Below are 17262 nucleotides of genomic sequence, written 5' to 3' on the forward strand. Positions count from 1 at the left end.
ACACTGCGCTGTCGTTGCCGCATCCAGTCTTCGCCGCAAACTGCACATGGCGGTACCCCAGCGAGGCTGCAACGCAATACAGGGACGGGACGGCCCTGCGTCCAGCTGGCACAGTATGTGCTCACCTCGCTCGTCCGCTTAACAATCGGAGATTCAATGGCGCTCGACATCTGCAATGCGAAGCAACGACCCTGCTCAATGCGTTGCGTTCGCGGCTCACTGCGACGGGATGCCATCCTGTTTGCCGCAGCCGCAATGGCATTGACGATTTACACTGCGCCGACGCAGGCGCAAACCCCGTCGCCGCTGGGCGAATGGCAGTATTCGGCTGGTGTTCCACTACAAAAACTGTACATGTCCTCCATTCCAGAGTGGCAAGCGAGGATCGGCATTGGCTCGACATTCGCGCCGCGCTATGAGGGTGAGAATCGGTATCGCCCGTTAGTCGGCCCCAGCGTGGACGTGCGCTACCGCGACCTTGCGTTCTTATCGACCGGCGAAGGCATCGGCGTCAATGTGCTGCACGGTCCGAATTGGCGCGTGAGCGTCGCGGCAGCATACGATCTTGGCCGGCGCGCGCACGACGACCCATCGCGGCTGGCTGGTCTGGATAACATCAACCCGGCACCAGAAATGAAAATCGCCGCCGAGTACGTGGTCTCAAAAGCGTTTCCGCTGACGCTCCGGGGCGTAGCCACACGCAGCTTTGGCGGCTCGAACGGTTGGACGTTCGATCTGGGCACCTACATGCCCCTACCGGGGAGTTCAGAAAAGTTCTATTGGTTCGCGGGTCCGTCCGCGACATTTGCAGACTCGAAGTACATGAACAGTTGGTTCGGCGTGACTGCCGATCAGGCCGTGCGCTCCGGATATCGCCGCTATGACGCAAGCGCCGGACTGAAGTCGGCGGGCTTCGGCATCACGATGGTTTACTTCGTAAATAAACATTGGTTCGTCAGCGCCGACGGCGCCTTCAAGCGTATGCTGGGAAGCACAGTGGACAGTCCGCTCACACGATCTCGGCTCAACGGCGTCTGCGACGTGTCGATTAACTACCAGTTCTAACGACGCGGTCTCCTAACATCTCGATCTCGCCAGATAAGCCGATGCGCGCTTGCAGCGGCGCGCAATAACCATGCAATAACCGGCGGTAACGGCTCGGCAGCCGCCGCTACACACACCGAGTCTGTCGCGCCGGGCCTGCGCCCGTTACCGTACGGGCACAGGCTGGCCTGCGTCGCAGCTTACTCGGCAACCCCCAACTTTTGTGCAAGCTTCTGCGACATCAAGTAATGCTCTCTGAGGGTGGGCAGAGCTTTTAGCGCTGCTTCTTTCAACGACGGATTTTCCCCCTCCTTGGCCTCTTTCTCAAATGCGGCGATGGCTTGGCGGTGCGCCTCCAGACCCACTTTACGCACGTACGCATGGTCGAAGTCCGAGCCCGTCAACGGCTTAAGTGACTCGAGTAGCGCAATGTCGGAGTTGTCCTTAGGCACTTCCACACCATGAGGTGCCACCGCTTTCAGCTGCACCGTCAGCCTCATATGATCGGCGATCATGTGGCGCGCAAAGGATCTAACGTCTGGGTTACTCGTATTCTTATGCGCCATCTTCCCCGCATCGATCTCGGTTGACGATGACATCGTGGCCGCCTGTATGAAGTCACGGTCCGCGCTTGACAGCGGGTTCGCGGCCGTCGTTGACGCAGCCTGCGTTTGAGCATGAACCACCGGAGTAAGCACCAGCGCACCAATACAAGCGAGTGTAGTTAACTTCATTATGGATTCTCCAATTAAAGTGGCATGAGTGAGCCTGGCCGTAGCCCCACCGCGGCTCGGCTACGACAGTAGCAAGTGCCGTGCCGCAACAACACCTAAAGCCACTGCAACAGCACGCACCTCATTTGAGACGCTCACGGGTTATTGCGCAGCGTGGCAGCCACCCGCGGCCTCGCGGCCGCCATGTCAACGAACGCGTACACCGACGTCTGCAGATTCGTTCACTTCAACGTCAGCCGAATCCTTTGAAGGCACGTGCTCAATACGATCCGGCAGCACGTCTGCATCCGGCTCTATCGTCTCATCGCCATCGGCAGCGGCGCGCTCGCCTGTGCCAGCCCGATCCGTATCGCTGCGTTGCTCCACCATGCCCATTTCAAGCGCATGGTTATCCAACTCCGTGTCGCGATCGAAGTCGTACCGCTTTGCGCCAACCGTGTCGCTGCCGGTGTCCGAAGAATCGCCCGGGCCGAGCGCCTCGATATCATGGCCGGGCACGTGAGGTTGCCGCAAATGGTTGTCGGGATCTAATGTGCTGTTCATAATGCTCTCCGTGCAATGTGTGCATACAACAGTAGCAGACGCCGTGCCCCATTCCATGCCGCGCATCCGAAGTTTGGGCACGTTCAGTACGTGGTTCTAAACGTCCTATAACGGCGGCTCAGGAGCCAATTGCACGGAACGCCGAACGCCATTAGGCCGCATGTGCCGATCAACATAGCGGCGCGACAAGCGCCACGCTAGTCTTCGCGTCCGCGTCGCGCAATCGCGTGACGCGCCGCACGCACCATGTCAAGATTGCGCTGCACAAGCGCTTGACAAGCGTCATTACTCTCTACGCGCGGCCCGTCTGGTACGGCCGATCAGGATGATGAACAAAGACACACGGAATCAAAGAGGCTTTCAAATCCTACTGTTCGCGGTATCGTTCGCGCTCATCTGGATCCTGCTGCCGTTCTTCGGCGCAATTTTTTGGGGCACGATTTTGGCCATCCTATTCCAGCCGTTACAGCGCACGCTGACGATGCGGCTGGGCAACCGCCCAAATCTCGCAGCCCTGGCGACGTTAAGCCTGTGCGTGCTGGTCGTGATCCTGCCTGTGAGCCTGATGATTGGCACGCTCGTGCAGGAAGTCTCATTCGCCTACGAGCAAATTAAAACCGGCCAGTGGAACATCACGCTGTATTTCCAAAAGGCGGTCGGCGCGCTGCCCGCGTTTGCGCAGCACTGGCTGAACGACGTCGGCTTGGCCGACATGCAAAGCCTGCAAGCCAGGCTGACCGAAGGGGCCGCCCGCATCAGTCAATTCGTGGCCGCGCAGGCGGTCGAAATCGGCCAAAATACGCTGCAGTTCGCCGTTGGCTTTGGCATCATGCTGTATATGGTGTTTTTCCTGCTACGCGACGGCGGCGCCATCTCGTTGCGTATCCGTGAAGCGGTGCCGCTGGCCGACTCGCACAAGCAAAAGCTGCTCAGCAAGTTCACTACCGTGGTGCGCGCGACGGTCAAGGGCAATATCGCGGTGGCCGCGGTGCAGGGCCTGCTCGGCGGCCTGATTTTCTTCATCCTCGGCATCAGCGGCTCGCTACTGTGGGGCACGTTGATAGCGTTCCTGTCACTGCTGCCGGCGATCGGCTCGGCGCTGGTCTGGGGACCGGCGGCGATCTATTTCCTGCTGGCCGGTCCGTTGTGGAAGGCGATCGTGCTCGTTTTGTTCTGCTCACTGGTGATCGGTGGCGTGGACAACCTCCTGCGCCCCATCCTGGTGGGCAAGGACACCAAGCTGCCTGACTGGGTCGTGCTGATCTCCACGGTCGGTGGCATGGCCACGTTCGGCATCAACGGCTTTGTCATCGGCCCATTGATTGCCGCGCTGTTCATCGCGTGTTGGGACATTTCAGTGCTCATTGCGCGCGACGAGACCCATCCGCCCTCCGCTGTCGATGGCGCGACGCCGCCGCCGCGCAACGGCGCGCGGCGGCGGCGTCGGACACCGCGGCACAAGGACTTGTCCAGCGATGCGTATACGCGGCGTTCAACTGCCGCTGCCCGCGGTGTCGAGCGCCGTGCGCTCGATCGCCTGCGCGAAGCTCAGTCACGTAGCGGCAGGCACGCCGCTCAGCGGGGCTTCGAGCGCGGCAAGCCGGCTTCGGTCTGACGTTGCAAGTCACGGATATGCCGCTGCAACTCGCGCAGCTGCGTTTGCGCAGCAGCTTTCTGCTCGCCCAGTGCCTGCGCCTGCGCCGCGGTCTGTTTCTGGCGAGTCGTGACTTCCGCCTCCTGCGCGCGTGCCACGTTCAGGTCTGCCTGCAGCCGCACAGCTCGATCACGCGACAGCGCGATCATGCGGTCGGTGAATGCCTTCTGCGCCTCCAGCCGCGCACGACGAATTTCGATATCGGACAGTTGCACGGTCTGCCGTACTAAATCCGCATAGATGGCTTCGGCTCGGACCGAGTCCTGCGTCTTGATCACACGCCAAAAGTTTTTTTGTTGGAACAATGCAATGTAATAGGTCATCTCCTTGCCGTAGAACAGCAGGCTCGCACCGTAGCTGCCGTTATAGGCCGTGCGGAATTCGGTCAACGCCGAAGCGTGGATCAACCGTTGCAATTCCGCGACATTGCCGCCGGTTGAATTGTGCGCCTCGTCAGCCGTTGGGGCGCTGGGCGCCACCGCGCCGGGCAACACAACGTTGGCAGCCGGTTCCTGCGTGATAGCGACGTTACTGGCCGTCTCCTGTGACGGCGCACCGGCCCACGCGGTCGCTGCTTGACTGACGATGGCCGCGGCAACCGCCGTCAGCACCCTACCCCTTGCTCGTGGTAATTGATTCATTTGTTTTCCGAGTGTGCGCTTTTTCGTGGGGTCAATATTACTTAAATTCGTGGGTTTCGGGTTCCTCGTCCAAGATCTAGTATTGATGCATCTTTTCCCATAGTACCGCGCGGCTAAAGCCCAGATGCTGCGCGGTGTCGTGCCACTTCCAGCTTTGATGACAACGCCGCAATAATTCGCGAGCATTCCGCCATATTCCACTGACTACGATCGACCAACACTTCGGGGATGCTATCGGCCGGCACGGGTTGGGCGCGACGAGCCAATGTCAGCGATCGCATGTGTGCTTAGAAGTCGTTCTACCAAACGGCAGCGCCGCTTTGCCGTATGCTTTTCGTGATCGGTGGCACCGTCAACGCCGTGCCATACCGCACTGTCAGTATGTGCCGGTTCGCGCGCCTGCATCATGCGACGCGGCACACCGCCATCGCACCGGGTCCACCATGGCCCGTGACGATAACGCCCCGTATCAGGAGGAAGACGTGATACAAGCGTTGCTCAATCTCCGCGCGGTCTGCGGCGTGCTAGTCGCGATTACGTTGCCCATATCGGATGCCAGCGCCCTCGCCGCCGACAACGCATCGCCGATTGGCGTTTGGCAAACAATCGACGACCACACAGGACAACCGAAGGCATTGGTCCAGATCGCGCAGGAAGCCGACAGCACGCTGGCAGGCAAAATCGTCAAGGGGCTGGCCACAAACGACCAACCCGATCGCCGCTGCACCGCATGCACGGACGCGCGCAAAGACCAGTTGATGCTCGGCATGACGATCATCGACGGCATGAAGCAGGACGGAGACAGCTGGAAGGGTGGCCATATCCTTGATCCGGAAAACGGCAAGGTCTACAAGTGCAAGATGCACGTCGAGGACAACGGCCAGAAGCTGGTCGTGCGCGGTTATATCGGCGTGTCGCTGATCGGCCGTTCACAGACATGGAACCGTCAGCAGTAACGCGTTGCACGCCTCGTCAATCAGCAGTCACGCGTAGTATGTCCCCGCCAGCCAGCAGTCACGCGTGGTACGCGCCCATCGAACTGCGGCACGCCGACGGCGCGCCACGCACGGCCACGGGGCCGCGCACTGTCACGTCAATGACGTATCGACGATGCGCCGCGGCGCTTCGAGATATTCCTTCGATTGCATCTCGACAATGCGCGACACGGTCCGCGCGAATTCATTGGCCATCGGCCCTTCCACGTACAGCTGCTCGGCCGGCACGGCGGCCGACATCAACAGCTTGACCTTATAATCGTAGAGTACGTCGATCAACCACGTGTAGCGACGCGCCTCAGACGCCATACGCGGCGCCATCTGCGGCACGTCCGACAAAATGATCGTGTGAAAGCGTGTCGCCAACTCCAGGTAGTCGTTTTGCGACCGTGGTCCACCGCATAGCGTCGCAAAATCGAACCAGACGACACCATCGGCGCGGCGCAGCGCCTTGATCTCGCGTTTTTCGATATGCAGCACCGGGTTCTCGTCTGGTACCCCAGCCAACCGCGCGAACGCCTCACGCAATGCCCTGTCGGCATGGGCGCCCAGCGGCGTATGGTAAGTCTGCACCTGTGCCAGCGTGCGCTGGCGGTAGTCAGTGCCCGCATCCACGTTCAACACGTCGAGCCTTTCGTTGATTAAGTCGATCGCAGGCAGCAGCCGGTCGCGATGCAACCCCTCGGGGTATAGCGTACTGGGTTCGTAATTGGACGTCATCACGAACTGCACGCCGTTGTCGAACAACTTCAACAACAACCGATAAAGGATCATCGCATCAGCGATGTCCGAAACATGGAACTCGTCGAAGCAAATCAATCGATAACGCTTCGCGACCAATCGTGCCAGTTCGTCCAGCGGATCGGCGCGACCCTTAAGCACCTCAAGCTCACGGTGCACCTCGCGCATGAATTCGTGAAAATGCAGCCGCGTCTTGCGTTGCACCGGCACGACAGCATAGAAACTATCCATCAGGAAGCTCTTGCCGCGCCCAACGCCGCCCCACATGTAGACTCCGCATGGCGGCTCCGGTCGAATGATCCACCGCCTAAGCGCATTGGAACGCCGCGCCTTGTAGGCTACCCAGTCGTCATAGCAGCGTTGCAGTCGGCTGATCGCGCGTTGTTGCGCCACATCGGCCTGATAGCCGCGTTCAGCCAGTTCCTTCTCGTAGTATTCGGTGACGTTCATCGGTGCAAGAAAATGGGCGGGTGTTACCCGCCCCATTTCGCCGCCTGTCGCATGGCGGGCTCACGCCAGCCCGGCCGGCAGCCCCGGCATCCACCTCGGCGCGAGGCGGACCCGGCTTCGCGTTACATGTTCAACGCGCGCTTGTCGACGGCGAGTGCCGCCTCTCGCATCACTTCGGAAAGCGACGGATGCGGATGGCAAATCCGCCCGATGTCCTCCGATGCAGCTTTGAACTCCATCGCGACGACCGCCTCGGCGATCAAATCGGACGCATTCGCCGCGATGATATGCACGCCGAGCAGTTCATCGGTATTCGCGTCGGCAATCATCTTCACGAAACCATCGGCGCGATTGAGGCCCAACGCACGTCCGTTGGCCATGAACGGGAACTGTCCGGTCTTGACCTGTCGGCCTTCCGCCTTCAATTGCTCTTCGGTCTTGCCGACCCACGCAATCTCCGGCTCCGTGTAGATGACCCACGGGATGCAGTTGTAATCGATGTGCGGCTTTTGCCCGTCAATCACCTCGGCGACCAGTACACCTTCGTCCTCGGCCTTGTGCGCGAGCATCGGACCGCGCACCACATCGCCGATCGCATAGACACCGGGCAGTTTGGTACGGCAATGGTCGTCAACGTCGATGAATCCGCGCTCGTTGACCGTCAGCCCAATCGCCTCGAGACCGAGGTCGTCGGTATTCGGCACGCGGCCCACGGACACAATCAAGCGGTCAGCCTCGAGCTTCTGCGCGTGACCGTCCTTGTCCGCGTACGAGATCGTTACGCCGTTATCGGTCGCATTCACCTCGCTGATCTGCACGCCCAGGTGAATGTTCAATCCCTGCTTCGCGAACTGCTTCGCGGCTTCCTTCGCCAATCCCTGATCGGCGGCGCCGAGGAACGACGGCAACGCCTCGAGTACTGTCACCTCGGCACCGAGGCGCCGCCACACCGAACCCAGTTCGAGCCCGATGACGCCCGCGCCAATCACCGCCAACTTCTTAGGCACCGAATCGAATGCCAGCGCCCCTTCGTTGTCCGCGACAATCCGGTTATCTACTTTCGCAAACGGCAGGTGGCGCGCCTTCGAGCCAGTTGCAATGATCACGTTGCGCGCGATCACCGACTCCGTGCTGCCTTCACCGACGACATCGATCTGATAACCGGCGTCGGTCTTGCCGGTGAACTTGCCGTGTCCCTTGAGCCACGTAATCTTGTTCTTGCGGAATAGAAACTCGATGCCCTTGGTCATCTTGTTGACGATCGCGTCCTTGCGCGCATGCATCCTCGCGATATCGATCTTCACGTCCGATACCGAAATGCCATGATCGTCGAGGTGATGCGAGGCATTCTCGAACGCCTCGGACGAGGCCAGCAGCGCCTTCGACGGGATACAGCCGACATTCAGGCAGGTGCCGCCGAGCTTGAGTTCGCCGGCCGGGTTCTTCCACTTCTCGATACAAGCAACGCTCTTGCCGAGCTGTGCGGCGCGGATTGCCGCAATGTAGCCACCGGGGCCCGCACCGATCACGACGACATCAAATTCTTTTGCCATGAAGACATTCCTCGCTTAAAGGTCGAGCAGCAAGCGTGCCGGATCTTCCAGCGCTTCTTTCATCGCGACGAGCGACAGCACCGCCTCACGACCGTCGATGATCCGGTGATCGTACGACAGGGCAAGATAGTTGATCGGACGGATCACGATCTGGCCGTTCTCAACGACCGGCCGCTCCTTCGTCGCATGCACGCCGAGGATCGCCGATTGCGGCGGATTGATGATCGGCGTCGATAGCATCGAGCCAAACACGCCGCCGTTCGAGATAGAAAACGTGCCGCCAGTCATTTCTTCGATCGACAGCTTGCCGTCCCGGGCTTTCGCACCAAACTCGGCAATCTTCTTCTCGATGTCCGCAAGACTCATCTGATCTGCGTTGCGCAAGATCGGCACAACCAGGCCGCGCGGCGAGCCGACCGCGATGCCAATGTCAAAATAGCCGTGGTAGACGATGTCGTTGCCATCAATCGACGCGTTCACGAGCGGGAACTTCTTCAGCGCATGCACGGCCGCCTTCACAAAGAACGACATGAAGCCGAGCTTCACGCCGTGTTCCTTCTCAAAGCGATCCTTGTACTTGCTGCGCAGATCCATAACCGGCGCCATGTTCACTTCGTTGAACGTGGTCAGGATCGCGTTAGTCTGTTGCGACTCGAGCAGGCGCTCAGCGATCCGCGCGCGCAGCCGTGACATGGGCACACGCTGCTCCGGGCGGTCCGTCAGCCAGGTGTCCGCACCCGGCGCAGCGACCTGCGGCAACGCGGCACGCGACGGCGCCGCCTTCGCGGCGACACTGGCCGGCGCGGCCGGCTTGGCGGCCGGCGACGCGCCAGCTGCTAGCACGTCACCCTTGGTCACCCGACCGTCGCGGCCGGTGCCGCTCAGCTGGCCGGCGCTCAGGTTCTTCTCCGCGAGCAGCTTCGAGGCGGCCGGCGACGCGATTGCGCTGCTGGCGCCGCCGGCCGCAGCCGGTTGCGCTGCGGGAGTCGGCGAGGTTTGCGGCGCCGGCTTCACTTCGGCGCCTGCGGCGGCGGCAGCTGTTTCTGTCGCCGTCGCGCCCGCCGCAGTGCCAGCCTTCGCTTCGGTATCAATCTTGGCGATCACCTCATCGGCAACAACTGTGTCGCCATCGTGCTTGATCACTTGAGCGAGCACGCCCGCAGCCGGCGCCGGCACTTCGAGCACGACCTTATCGGTCTCGATCTCAATCAGTATTTCATCTTGCGCAACCGCTTCCCCCGGTTGCTTCTTCCACTGGAGCATCGTAGCTTCGGACACCGACTCCGAAAGCTGCGGAACTTTAACTTCAACAATAGCCATCGTCATTATCCTGAATACGTATCGTGCCGTATCGGGCGACCAGGCGCTGGAGACGCGGCGCACGGTCCCCGGGGGGACGAGCATTCGCCCCCCTCGGCTTCATCGTTGCGTAATTACTTGATCAGCGTCGCGCTCTTGAGCCGGCCGAACGCACCCTCGACCAGCGCCTTCTGCTGCTCGTAGTGCTTCGCGTAGTAGCCGACCGCCGGCGACGCGGACGCCGGACGCCCGCTGTACGCGAGTTTCATACCGTCCCGCATCCCTTCGGCGAGGTGGTGCTCGATGTAGAACCAGGGTCCTTGATTCTGTGGTTCATCCTGCACCCAGACGACCTCGGTCGCGTTATCGTACTTCTTCAGCTCGGCTTCGAACTGCTTGTGCGCGAACGGATAAAGTTGCTCGATACGCAAGATCGCGACGTCGGCGTTCTTTGCCTCGCGGCGATGGGCGATCAGATCGTAGTAGACACGCCCTGAGCAAACGAGCACACGCTTGACCTTTTTCGGATCGATCGACGCATCGGTCTCGCTGAGCACCGGATGGAACGCGCCGCTCGCCAACTCGGACAGGTCCGACACCGCTTCCTTGTGGCGCAACAATGACTTCGGCGTCAACACGATCAGCGGCTTTCGGAACAGCCGGATCATCTGGCGACGCAGCAGGTGGAACATTTGTGCCGGCGTCGTCGGCTGCACGACCTGCATGTTGTGCTCCGCGCACAATTGCAAGTACCGCTCGATGCGCGCCGACGAGTGTTCCGGACCCTGCCCTTCGTAGCCGTGCGGCAGCAGCATCGTCAGCCCGGACACGCGGCCCCACTTAACTTCGCCGGACGAGATGAACTGGTCAACGACGACTTGTGCGCCATTGGCGAAGTCACCGAACTGGGCCTCCCATGCCACCAGCGTATTGGGTTCGGCCGTCGAATATCCATACTCGAAGCCGAGCACCGCTTCCTCGGACAACACCGAATCGATGACGGTGAAGCTCGCCTGCCCGTCCGCGACATTCTGCAGCGGAATATACGTGCCATCATCCCAGCGCTCGCGATTTTGGTCATGCAGCACCGCATGGCGGTGCGTGAAGGTGCCACGGCCCGAGTCCTGTCCGGTCAAGCGCACCGCGTAGCCGGAGGCGACCAGCGATGCAAACGCGAGGTGCTCACCCATGCCCCAGTCGAGCGGTTGTTCACCGGCGCCCATCTTGCGACGGTCGTTGACCACGCGCTCAACCAGCGGGTGCAGCTTGAAATTCTCCGGGATCGTCGTGATCCGCTCGGCCAGGCGCTTGAGCTCGGCCAGCGGCACTGCAGTATCTGCCGCATCGGTCCACTTGCGGTTCAGGAACGGCACCCAGTCGACCGCATACTTGCTCTTGTAGTTCGACAGCACCGGGTCGACCGTGTGATGCCCCTCGTCCATCGCCTTACGGTATGTCTTCACATACTGATCGGCTTCGTCGGCACCGATCACGCCCTGCGTTAGCAGTTTCTCCGCATACAGCGCGCGCGTGCCGGGATGCTGCGCGATCTTCTTATACATCAGCGGCTGCGTGACCGCCGGCGTATCCTGTTCGTTGTGACCGAGCTTACGGAAACAGACGATGTCGATCACGACATCCTTGTGAAACTGCATCCGAAAATCGATCGCCAGTTGCGTGGCGAACACGACGGCCTCTGGGTCATCGCCGTTCACATGCAACACCGGCGCCTCGATCATCTTCACGACGTCGGTGCAATACAGCGTCGAGCGCGCATCGCGCGGATCGGACGTGGTAAAGCCGATCTGGTTGTTGATCACGATGTGCAGCGTGCCGTACGTGCCATAGCCACGCGTTTGCGCCAGATTCAGCGTCTCCATCACGACACCCTGGCCGGCAAAGGCCGCATCGCCATGAATCTGCACCGGCAGCACCTGCAGACCGTCCAGGTCGCCACGACGGTCCATGCGCGCCTTCGCGGAGCCTTCCACCACCGGGTTGACGATTTCCAGGTGCGATGGATTGAACGCCAGCGACAGGTGCACCGGGCCGCCAGCCGTCGAGACATCGGACGAAAAGCCCTTGTGGTACTTCACGTCGCCAGCCGGCAGATCGTCGACGTGCTTGCCTTCGAATTCGGCGAACAGGTCCGCCGGCATCTTGCCGAGCGTGTTGACGAGCACGTTCAGGCGCCCACGGTGGGCCATGCCGATCACGATTTCCTGCACGCCTTTGCTGCCTGCATGGTGCACGACCTCATCCATCGCCGCGATGAAGCTCTCGCCGCCTTCGAGCGAGAAACGCTTCTGACCGACGTACTTCGTGTGCAGGTAGCGCTCCAGGCCTTCGGCCGCGGTCAACCGCTGGAGAATGTGCTTCTTTTTGTCGGTGGAGAAATTCGGCGTTGAGCGCGTGGACTCCAGCCGCTCCTTCCACCAGCGCTTCTGCTCTGGATCGCTGATGTACATGAATTCCGCACCGATCGTGCCGCAATACGTGTCGCGCAGCGCCTTCACGATGTCGCGCAACGATGCTTGCTCAAAACCGAAGTACAGGTTCGTCGCATGGAACGTCTGGTCCATGTCGGCTTCGGTGAAATCGTAAAACGCAGGTTCGAGTTCGGGAATATGCGGACGTTCGCGGCGCTTTAGAGGATCGATGTTGGCCCATTGCGAGCCGAGGAAGCGATAGGCGCCGATCAGCGATTGAACGTAGACTTGCTTTCGCGCAGTGGACAGGTCGTTGTTGCCGCCACGTGGAATGAATGCGTTCGCTTTGGCTCGTTGGGCGAAGGACTCGACGATCGGCGCGTGGGCCACGTCATTCACATTCGAGCCGTCCGACGCAGGTACGTTTTGCAAGGCATCGAAGTAGCTGCGCCAGTTCTCGGGCACGGACGCCGGATTATCGAGATATGCTTCGTACAATTCTTCGACGTACGGAGCATTGCCGCCGAACAAATACGAGTTCAGCTGGAATTGCTTCATCATTTTGACGCTCACCTTTCTTCGAGTTTCTCGAGAAATAGCGGGTTACGAAACCTTCCGCGCGACGGCCTGACCGTGTAGCGGATTGCGCGAATCAAGTCTGCTGGGAAGGACCTAAAACATGCATCGGCGAAGCTTATCACGTTTAGCCTATTGCGGCTATTTGCCTCATTTGCAAGCGGGCCGATGCCGGACCTGAACGGAGCGGATCGAGGACGGATCGCCCGCACCACACCACCACCACACCGATACAAAAACGCCACACCGGCTCATGCGGGCATGACGCCGATACGGCACAATGGACTTCGCCCGCCGGCGGCATCGCTACAGCGACGCACGTCAGTCGGCCGCAGCCTCGCGGCTCGCGCGCCGGCGCTCGTGCTCCTTTAGGTGTCGCTTGCGCAGTCGGATCGACTGCGGCGTGACCTCGACAAGCTCGTCATCGTCGATGAACTCGACCGCGTACTCGAGCGTCAACTGGATCGGCGGAACAAGGCGCACCGCCTCGTCGGTCCCCGATGCGCGCACGTTCGTCAGCTGCTTGCCGCGGATCGGATTGACCACCAGGTCATTGTCGCGGCTGTGGATGCCGATGATCATCCCTTCGTACAGCGCGTCGCCCGGCGACACGAACATGCGACCACGATCCTGCAGCTTCCACAGCGCGTACGCGACCGCGGCGCCGTCATCTTGCGAGATCAACACGCCGTTGCGCCGCTCGCCGATCGTGCCATCTCGCATCGGCTGGTATGCATCGAAGATGTGACTCATCAGGCCCGTGCCGCGCGTCAGCGTGAGAAACTCGCTCTGGAAGCCGATCAGTCCACGCGCCGGAATCCGATATTCCAGCCGTGTACGCCCGCGGCCGTCAGACGCCATGTCAAGCAGCTCGCCCTTGCGGCGACCCAGCTCCTCCATCACGGCGCCCTGATGACCGTCCTCGAGATCCACGGTCAGCAACTCGTACGGCTCGTGCTTAACACCATCAATCTCGCGCACCACCACACGCGGACGCGATACCGCGAGTTCGTAGCCTTCGCGACGCATATTCTCGATCAAGATAGTCAAATGCAGCTCGCCGCGACCGGACACTTCGAACACCGTCTCATCGCCGGTATCCTTGACCCGCAACGCGACATTATGATTCAGCTCCCGGTTCAGTCGCTCGCGGATCTGGCGGCTGGTAATGAACTTGCCTTCCTTGCCCGCCAACGGCGACGTGTTCACACAGAAGTTCATCGTCAGTGTCGGCTCATCGACGGTAATCATCGGTAGCGCGTCCGGCACGTCCGGCGCGCAGATCGTCGCGCCGATGCCGACATCGTCGATGCCGTTGATCAGCACGATGTCGCCAGCCTCGGCACTGTCCACCTGCACGCGCTCCAGCCCCTTGAAGACCTGCACCTGATTAATCTTGCGGTTCAACGGCTCGCCCTGCGGGCCGAAACGCATCACGACTGGCTGGCCGGCCTTGATGCGCCCGCGCGTGATGCGGCCCACGCCGATGCGACCGACATAGGTTGAATAGTCTAGCGACGTGATCTGCAACTGCAGCGGCGCGTCCGGATCGGCCGCGCGCACCGGCACGTATTGCAGTACCGCTTCGAACAACGGGCGCATGTCGCCTTCGCGCACCTGCGCGTCCAAGCTGGCATAGCCGTTCAGCGCCGATGCATAAACCACCGGGAAATCGAGCTGTTCGTCGTTTGCGCCAAGCTTGTCGAACAGATCGAACGTCTGGTTGATCACCCAGTCCGGCCGCGCGCCCGGACGGTCGATCTTGTTGACGACCACGATCGGCTTGAGCCCGAGCGCCAGCGCCTTCTTCGTGACAAAGCGCGTCTGTGGCATCGGCCCTTCGACCGCGTCGACCAACAGCAGCACCGAGTCCACCATTGACAGCACGCGCTCGACTTCGCCGCCGAAGTCAGCGTGCCCCGGCGTGTCAACGATATTGATGTGCGTGCCTTCGTATTCAACAGCACAGTTCTTCGCGAGGATCGTGATGCCACGCTCCTTCTCGATGTCGTTCGAGTCCATCACGCGCTCGGCGACTTGCTGGTTTTCACGGAACGTGCCGGACTGCCGGAGCAGCTGGTCCACGAGCGTGGTCTTGCCATGGTCGACGTGCGCGATGATGGCGATATTGCGGAGCGGGCGTGTCATAGAGGAGTCGTTCTAACGCGGTGCGTGGCGAAGCGGGCCGACGCAAGGCAAAGCGGCTGCACGCAGCCCGGAGATCGCACCGCAGCGGCGGGCGACGCAGGCACGGGCGCCAAATTGGAAACCAAAGATTCTACCACGCTGTGGCGTCCGCGCCATGCGTACGCGGTGCGCATGGCGAACCACCCTACGATTTTAAGCAGTTTTGCGGAAAATCCCGTTGCGATGCCTCACGGCGGCTCCTATAATTCATGTCAAGTCAACTATTGCCGGTACACCTTTTATGTCGAGTCCGAACGCCGGATTGCCGCCCGAAATCGCCAATTACCCTTTCGACGAGAGCGTCGGCTATCTGCTCGCGCGGGTCCGCTCGAACATCTGGAACATGGTGTCTCAGCAAACGATGGCCGAACTAGGCATTACCAGTACGCAGGCAAGCATCCTATTCATGCTCGGCAGTGGTCGGTGCCTTGCCGCGGCCGAACTCGCACGCGAATATGGCATCGACGCGAGCGCGGTGACACGGCTCATCGACCGGCTGGAGAAACGCGGCCTGCTCTGCCGGGTGCGCAGTGAAGAAGATCGTCGTGTCGTGCGCCTCAAGCTGACGGACGAAGGGACCGCGCTGGCCGCGCGGATGCCAGCGATATACAACCGAGTACTGGATAAGCTGCTGACCGGCTTCACCCCCGAGGAAGTTGGTTTCCTCAAAAGCATGCTACGCCGCATCCTGATCAACTGCGACGAAACGCCCAGCTAAACGTCAGGCGACCCCGCTGCCCGAGTCGGCGGCCAGATCGCGCTAACGAATCCGGTTATGCCGTGTGCAATCAGTTGTATTGGCAAGCTTTTTAGTTGACTTTTTGTTGGCTGATAGTAAAGATTTAGTTGCAATGTCCACCAATATATGGGCTATCCGAAGGACCGATCGATGAAAGTCGTTTCATTCTCCGCCCCGCCGGCACGGCTGGCCCGGTGCGCCGCCGCGCTGGTGGCGACCACCCTGGTGCTCGGCGGCTGCGCCAACTCTATCGGGCTGCGCAGCGACAAGCAGCTGGCACGGGCCGACAGCTTCGACAGCGCGCAAAGCCTGCCCACTGAAGGTGGTACCTGGCCCGCGCTGGATTGGGCTGCTCAGTTCGGCGATCCACAATTGCCGCAACTGATCGACGAGGCGCTAGCCGACAGTCCGACCATTGCCCAAGCGCAGGCGCGGTTAGCCAAGGCCGCCTCATATGTGCAGGGCGCCAACGCCAGTACGCTGCCCAAGGCGGACGCGAAATACACGTGGACGCGCGAACTTTACTCGGGCAATGCGCTCTTCCCGCCGCCATATGGCGGCGCGTGGTACAGCGAGAACAATGTGCTAGCAAGCGCGACGTACGAACTGGACCTGTGGGGCAAAAATCGGGAAGCGCTGCGCTCGGCGATTTCCCAGGAAAAAGTCGCCGCGGCCGAGGCGCAGCAGGCGCGGCTGACATTGGCGACGTCGGTGGCACGCGCCTACAACCAGCTCGCGCAACAGTACGCGCTGCGTGAGGTCGCGCAGCGTGAGATCTCGAACCGCGCCAATGTAGGCGCCATCACGCGAGGGCGCCTTGCCGCAGGCTTGGATACCGAGGTTGAGCGTCGCACCGCTGAGGGCAACCTTGCAACAAGCCAGACCGCATTGACTGACCTGGATGGACAAATCACCACGACGCGATACCAACTCGGCGCACTGCTCGGCAAGGGTCCGGACCGCGGGCTGCGTATTGCGATGCCGCGGCTGGGCGGGGGTGGCAGCGTCGCGCTGCCGGCGAACCTGCCAGCGGACCTGCTGGCTCGCCGCCCGGACATTGTCGCCGCACGTTGGCAAGTGGAGGCCGCTACGCACGACATCAAGGTGGCCAAGGCCGAGTTTTTCCCGGACATCAATCTGAGCGCCGGTTTCGGTTTCGATGCTTTCGGCTGGGGCCGATTCCTGCAGTCTGGCAGCCGCCAGATCCAGGCCGGGCCAGCGCTCCACTTGCCGATCTTCGACGGTGGCACGCTGCGCGCAAACCTGAAAGGCAAGCTTGCCGACTACGACAGCGCGGTGGCGAACTACAACCAGACGCTGATCGGCGCACTGAACGATGTCGCGACCCAGGTGGCCGCGATCCGCTCGGTCGACCAGCAACTCGTTGACACGCAAGCCGCATACGACGCGAGCAAACGCGCGTACGAGTTGGCAGTGATCCGCTACAAGGCCGGCTTGGCGCCGCAGTTGCAAGTGCTCTCCGCCGACAGCCTGCAGTTGGCGCAACAACAGACCCTAGTCAATTTGACCATGCGTCGACGCGACCTGCAACTGGCCCTGATCAAGGCGCTAGGCGGCGGTTTCGACGCGAACGGCACCGTGCTCGGCGCCACCGAGCCGGCCCAATGATGAGCCACTCCCGCACATCCGGCCGCCCGGCCATGCAATGAATCAGAC

At 61.2% G+C, this 17262-nt stretch carries 12 protein-coding genes and 2 pseudogenes; 5 read left to right on the forward strand and 9 right to left on the reverse strand.

Translation table 11 applies throughout. The features are described from left to right. The first annotated feature begins 255 nt into the window (after positions 1 to 255). Positions 256 to 1065 (forward strand): MipA/OmpV family protein, encoded by an 810-nt coding sequence (locus RA167_RS06665; RefSeq protein WP_237574263.1) that lies wholly within the window; start codon positions 256 to 258, stop codon positions 1063 to 1065. Between the two features lie 179 nt (positions 1066 to 1244). Here RA167_RS06665 and RA167_RS06670 read toward each other — a convergent pair whose 3' ends face one another. Then, positions 1245 to 1781, reverse strand: a complete 537-nt coding sequence (locus RA167_RS06670) for a DUF4142 domain-containing protein (protein ID WP_076784957.1) — start codon at positions 1779 to 1781, stop codon at positions 1245 to 1247. A gap of 183 nt (positions 1782 to 1964) precedes the next feature. Then, positions 1965 to 2321, reverse strand: a complete 357-nt coding sequence (locus tag RA167_RS06675) for a chemotaxis protein (protein WP_076784958.1) — start codon at positions 2319 to 2321, stop codon at positions 1965 to 1967. Positions 2322 to 2649: 328 nt separating this feature from the next. On the opposite strand from RA167_RS06675, the pseudogene RA167_RS06680 reads away from it, so the two are divergent. Beyond that, positions 2650 to 3675 (forward strand): annotated as a pseudogene (locus RA167_RS06680) (AI-2E family transporter); the annotation flags it as partial. Positions 3676 to 3896: 221 nt separating this feature from the next. Here RA167_RS06680 and RA167_RS06685 read toward each other — a convergent pair. Continuing rightward, positions 3897 to 4616, reverse strand: coding sequence for a DUF2968 domain-containing protein (locus RA167_RS06685; RefSeq protein WP_076784959.1), 720 nt, complete (start codon positions 4614 to 4616; stop codon positions 3897 to 3899). A 76-nt stretch (positions 4617 to 4692) separates the two neighbouring features. Beyond that, positions 4693 to 4870 (reverse strand): annotated as a pseudogene (locus RA167_RS06690) (helix-turn-helix domain-containing protein); the annotation flags it as partial. A gap of 228 nt (positions 4871 to 5098) precedes the next feature. On the opposite strand from RA167_RS06690, the gene RA167_RS06695 reads away from it, so the two are divergent. Further along, positions 5099 to 5572 (forward strand): DUF2147 domain-containing protein, encoded by a 474-nt coding sequence (locus RA167_RS06695; RefSeq protein ID WP_076787152.1) that lies wholly within the window; start codon positions 5099 to 5101, stop codon positions 5570 to 5572. Positions 5573 to 5704: 132 nt separating this feature from the next. Here RA167_RS06695 and zapE read toward each other — a convergent pair whose 3' ends face one another. The 5 genes from zapE to typA all read right to left on the reverse strand — a co-directional run bounded on the left by zapE (position 5705) and on the right by typA (position 14807). Further along, the gene (gene zapE / locus RA167_RS06700; RefSeq protein ID WP_076784960.1) at positions 5705 to 6802 is read right to left on the reverse strand and encodes a cell division protein ZapE; all 1098 of its coding nucleotides are present in this window, start codon (positions 6800 to 6802) and stop codon (positions 5705 to 5707) included. A 122-nt stretch (positions 6803 to 6924) separates the two neighbouring features. Then, complete coding sequence (gene lpdA / locus RA167_RS06705; protein WP_076784961.1) at positions 6925 to 8355, reverse strand: dihydrolipoyl dehydrogenase; 1431 nt, start codon at positions 8353 to 8355, stop codon at positions 6925 to 6927. A 15-nt stretch (positions 8356 to 8370) separates the two neighbouring features. After that, on the reverse strand, positions 8371 to 9675 hold the full coding sequence (odhB, locus tag RA167_RS06710) for a 2-oxoglutarate dehydrogenase complex dihydrolipoyllysine-residue succinyltransferase (RefSeq protein ID WP_076787154.1): 1305 nt from the start codon (positions 9673 to 9675) through the stop codon (positions 8371 to 8373). 113 nt (positions 9676 to 9788) lie between these two features. Further along, complete coding sequence (locus RA167_RS06715) at positions 9789 to 12644, reverse strand: 2-oxoglutarate dehydrogenase E1 component (protein ID WP_076784962.1); 2856 nt, start codon at positions 12642 to 12644, stop codon at positions 9789 to 9791. A 336-nt stretch (positions 12645 to 12980) separates the two neighbouring features. Beyond that, a complete protein-coding gene (gene typA, locus RA167_RS06720; RefSeq protein WP_076784963.1) occupies positions 12981 to 14807 on the reverse strand; it encodes a translational GTPase TypA in 1827 nt (608 codons plus the stop codon). 445 nt (positions 14808 to 15252) lie between these two features. On the opposite strand from typA, the gene RA167_RS06725 reads away from it, so the two are divergent. Both RA167_RS06725 and RA167_RS06730 read left to right on the forward strand, forming a co-directional pair. Beyond that, complete coding sequence (locus RA167_RS06725; protein ID WP_370642943.1) at positions 15253 to 15564, forward strand: MarR family winged helix-turn-helix transcriptional regulator; 312 nt, start codon at positions 15253 to 15255, stop codon at positions 15562 to 15564. A gap of 171 nt (positions 15565 to 15735) precedes the next feature. Next, positions 15736 to 17214 (forward strand): efflux transporter outer membrane subunit, encoded by a 1479-nt coding sequence (locus tag RA167_RS06730; RefSeq protein WP_076787156.1) that lies wholly within the window; start codon positions 15736 to 15738, stop codon positions 17212 to 17214. Positions 17215 to 17262 lie beyond the last annotated feature (48 nt).

The sequence above is a fragment of the Mycetohabitans endofungorum genome, from assembly GCF_037477895.1.
Taxonomy (GTDB): Bacteria; Pseudomonadota; Gammaproteobacteria; order Burkholderiales; family Burkholderiaceae; genus Mycetohabitans.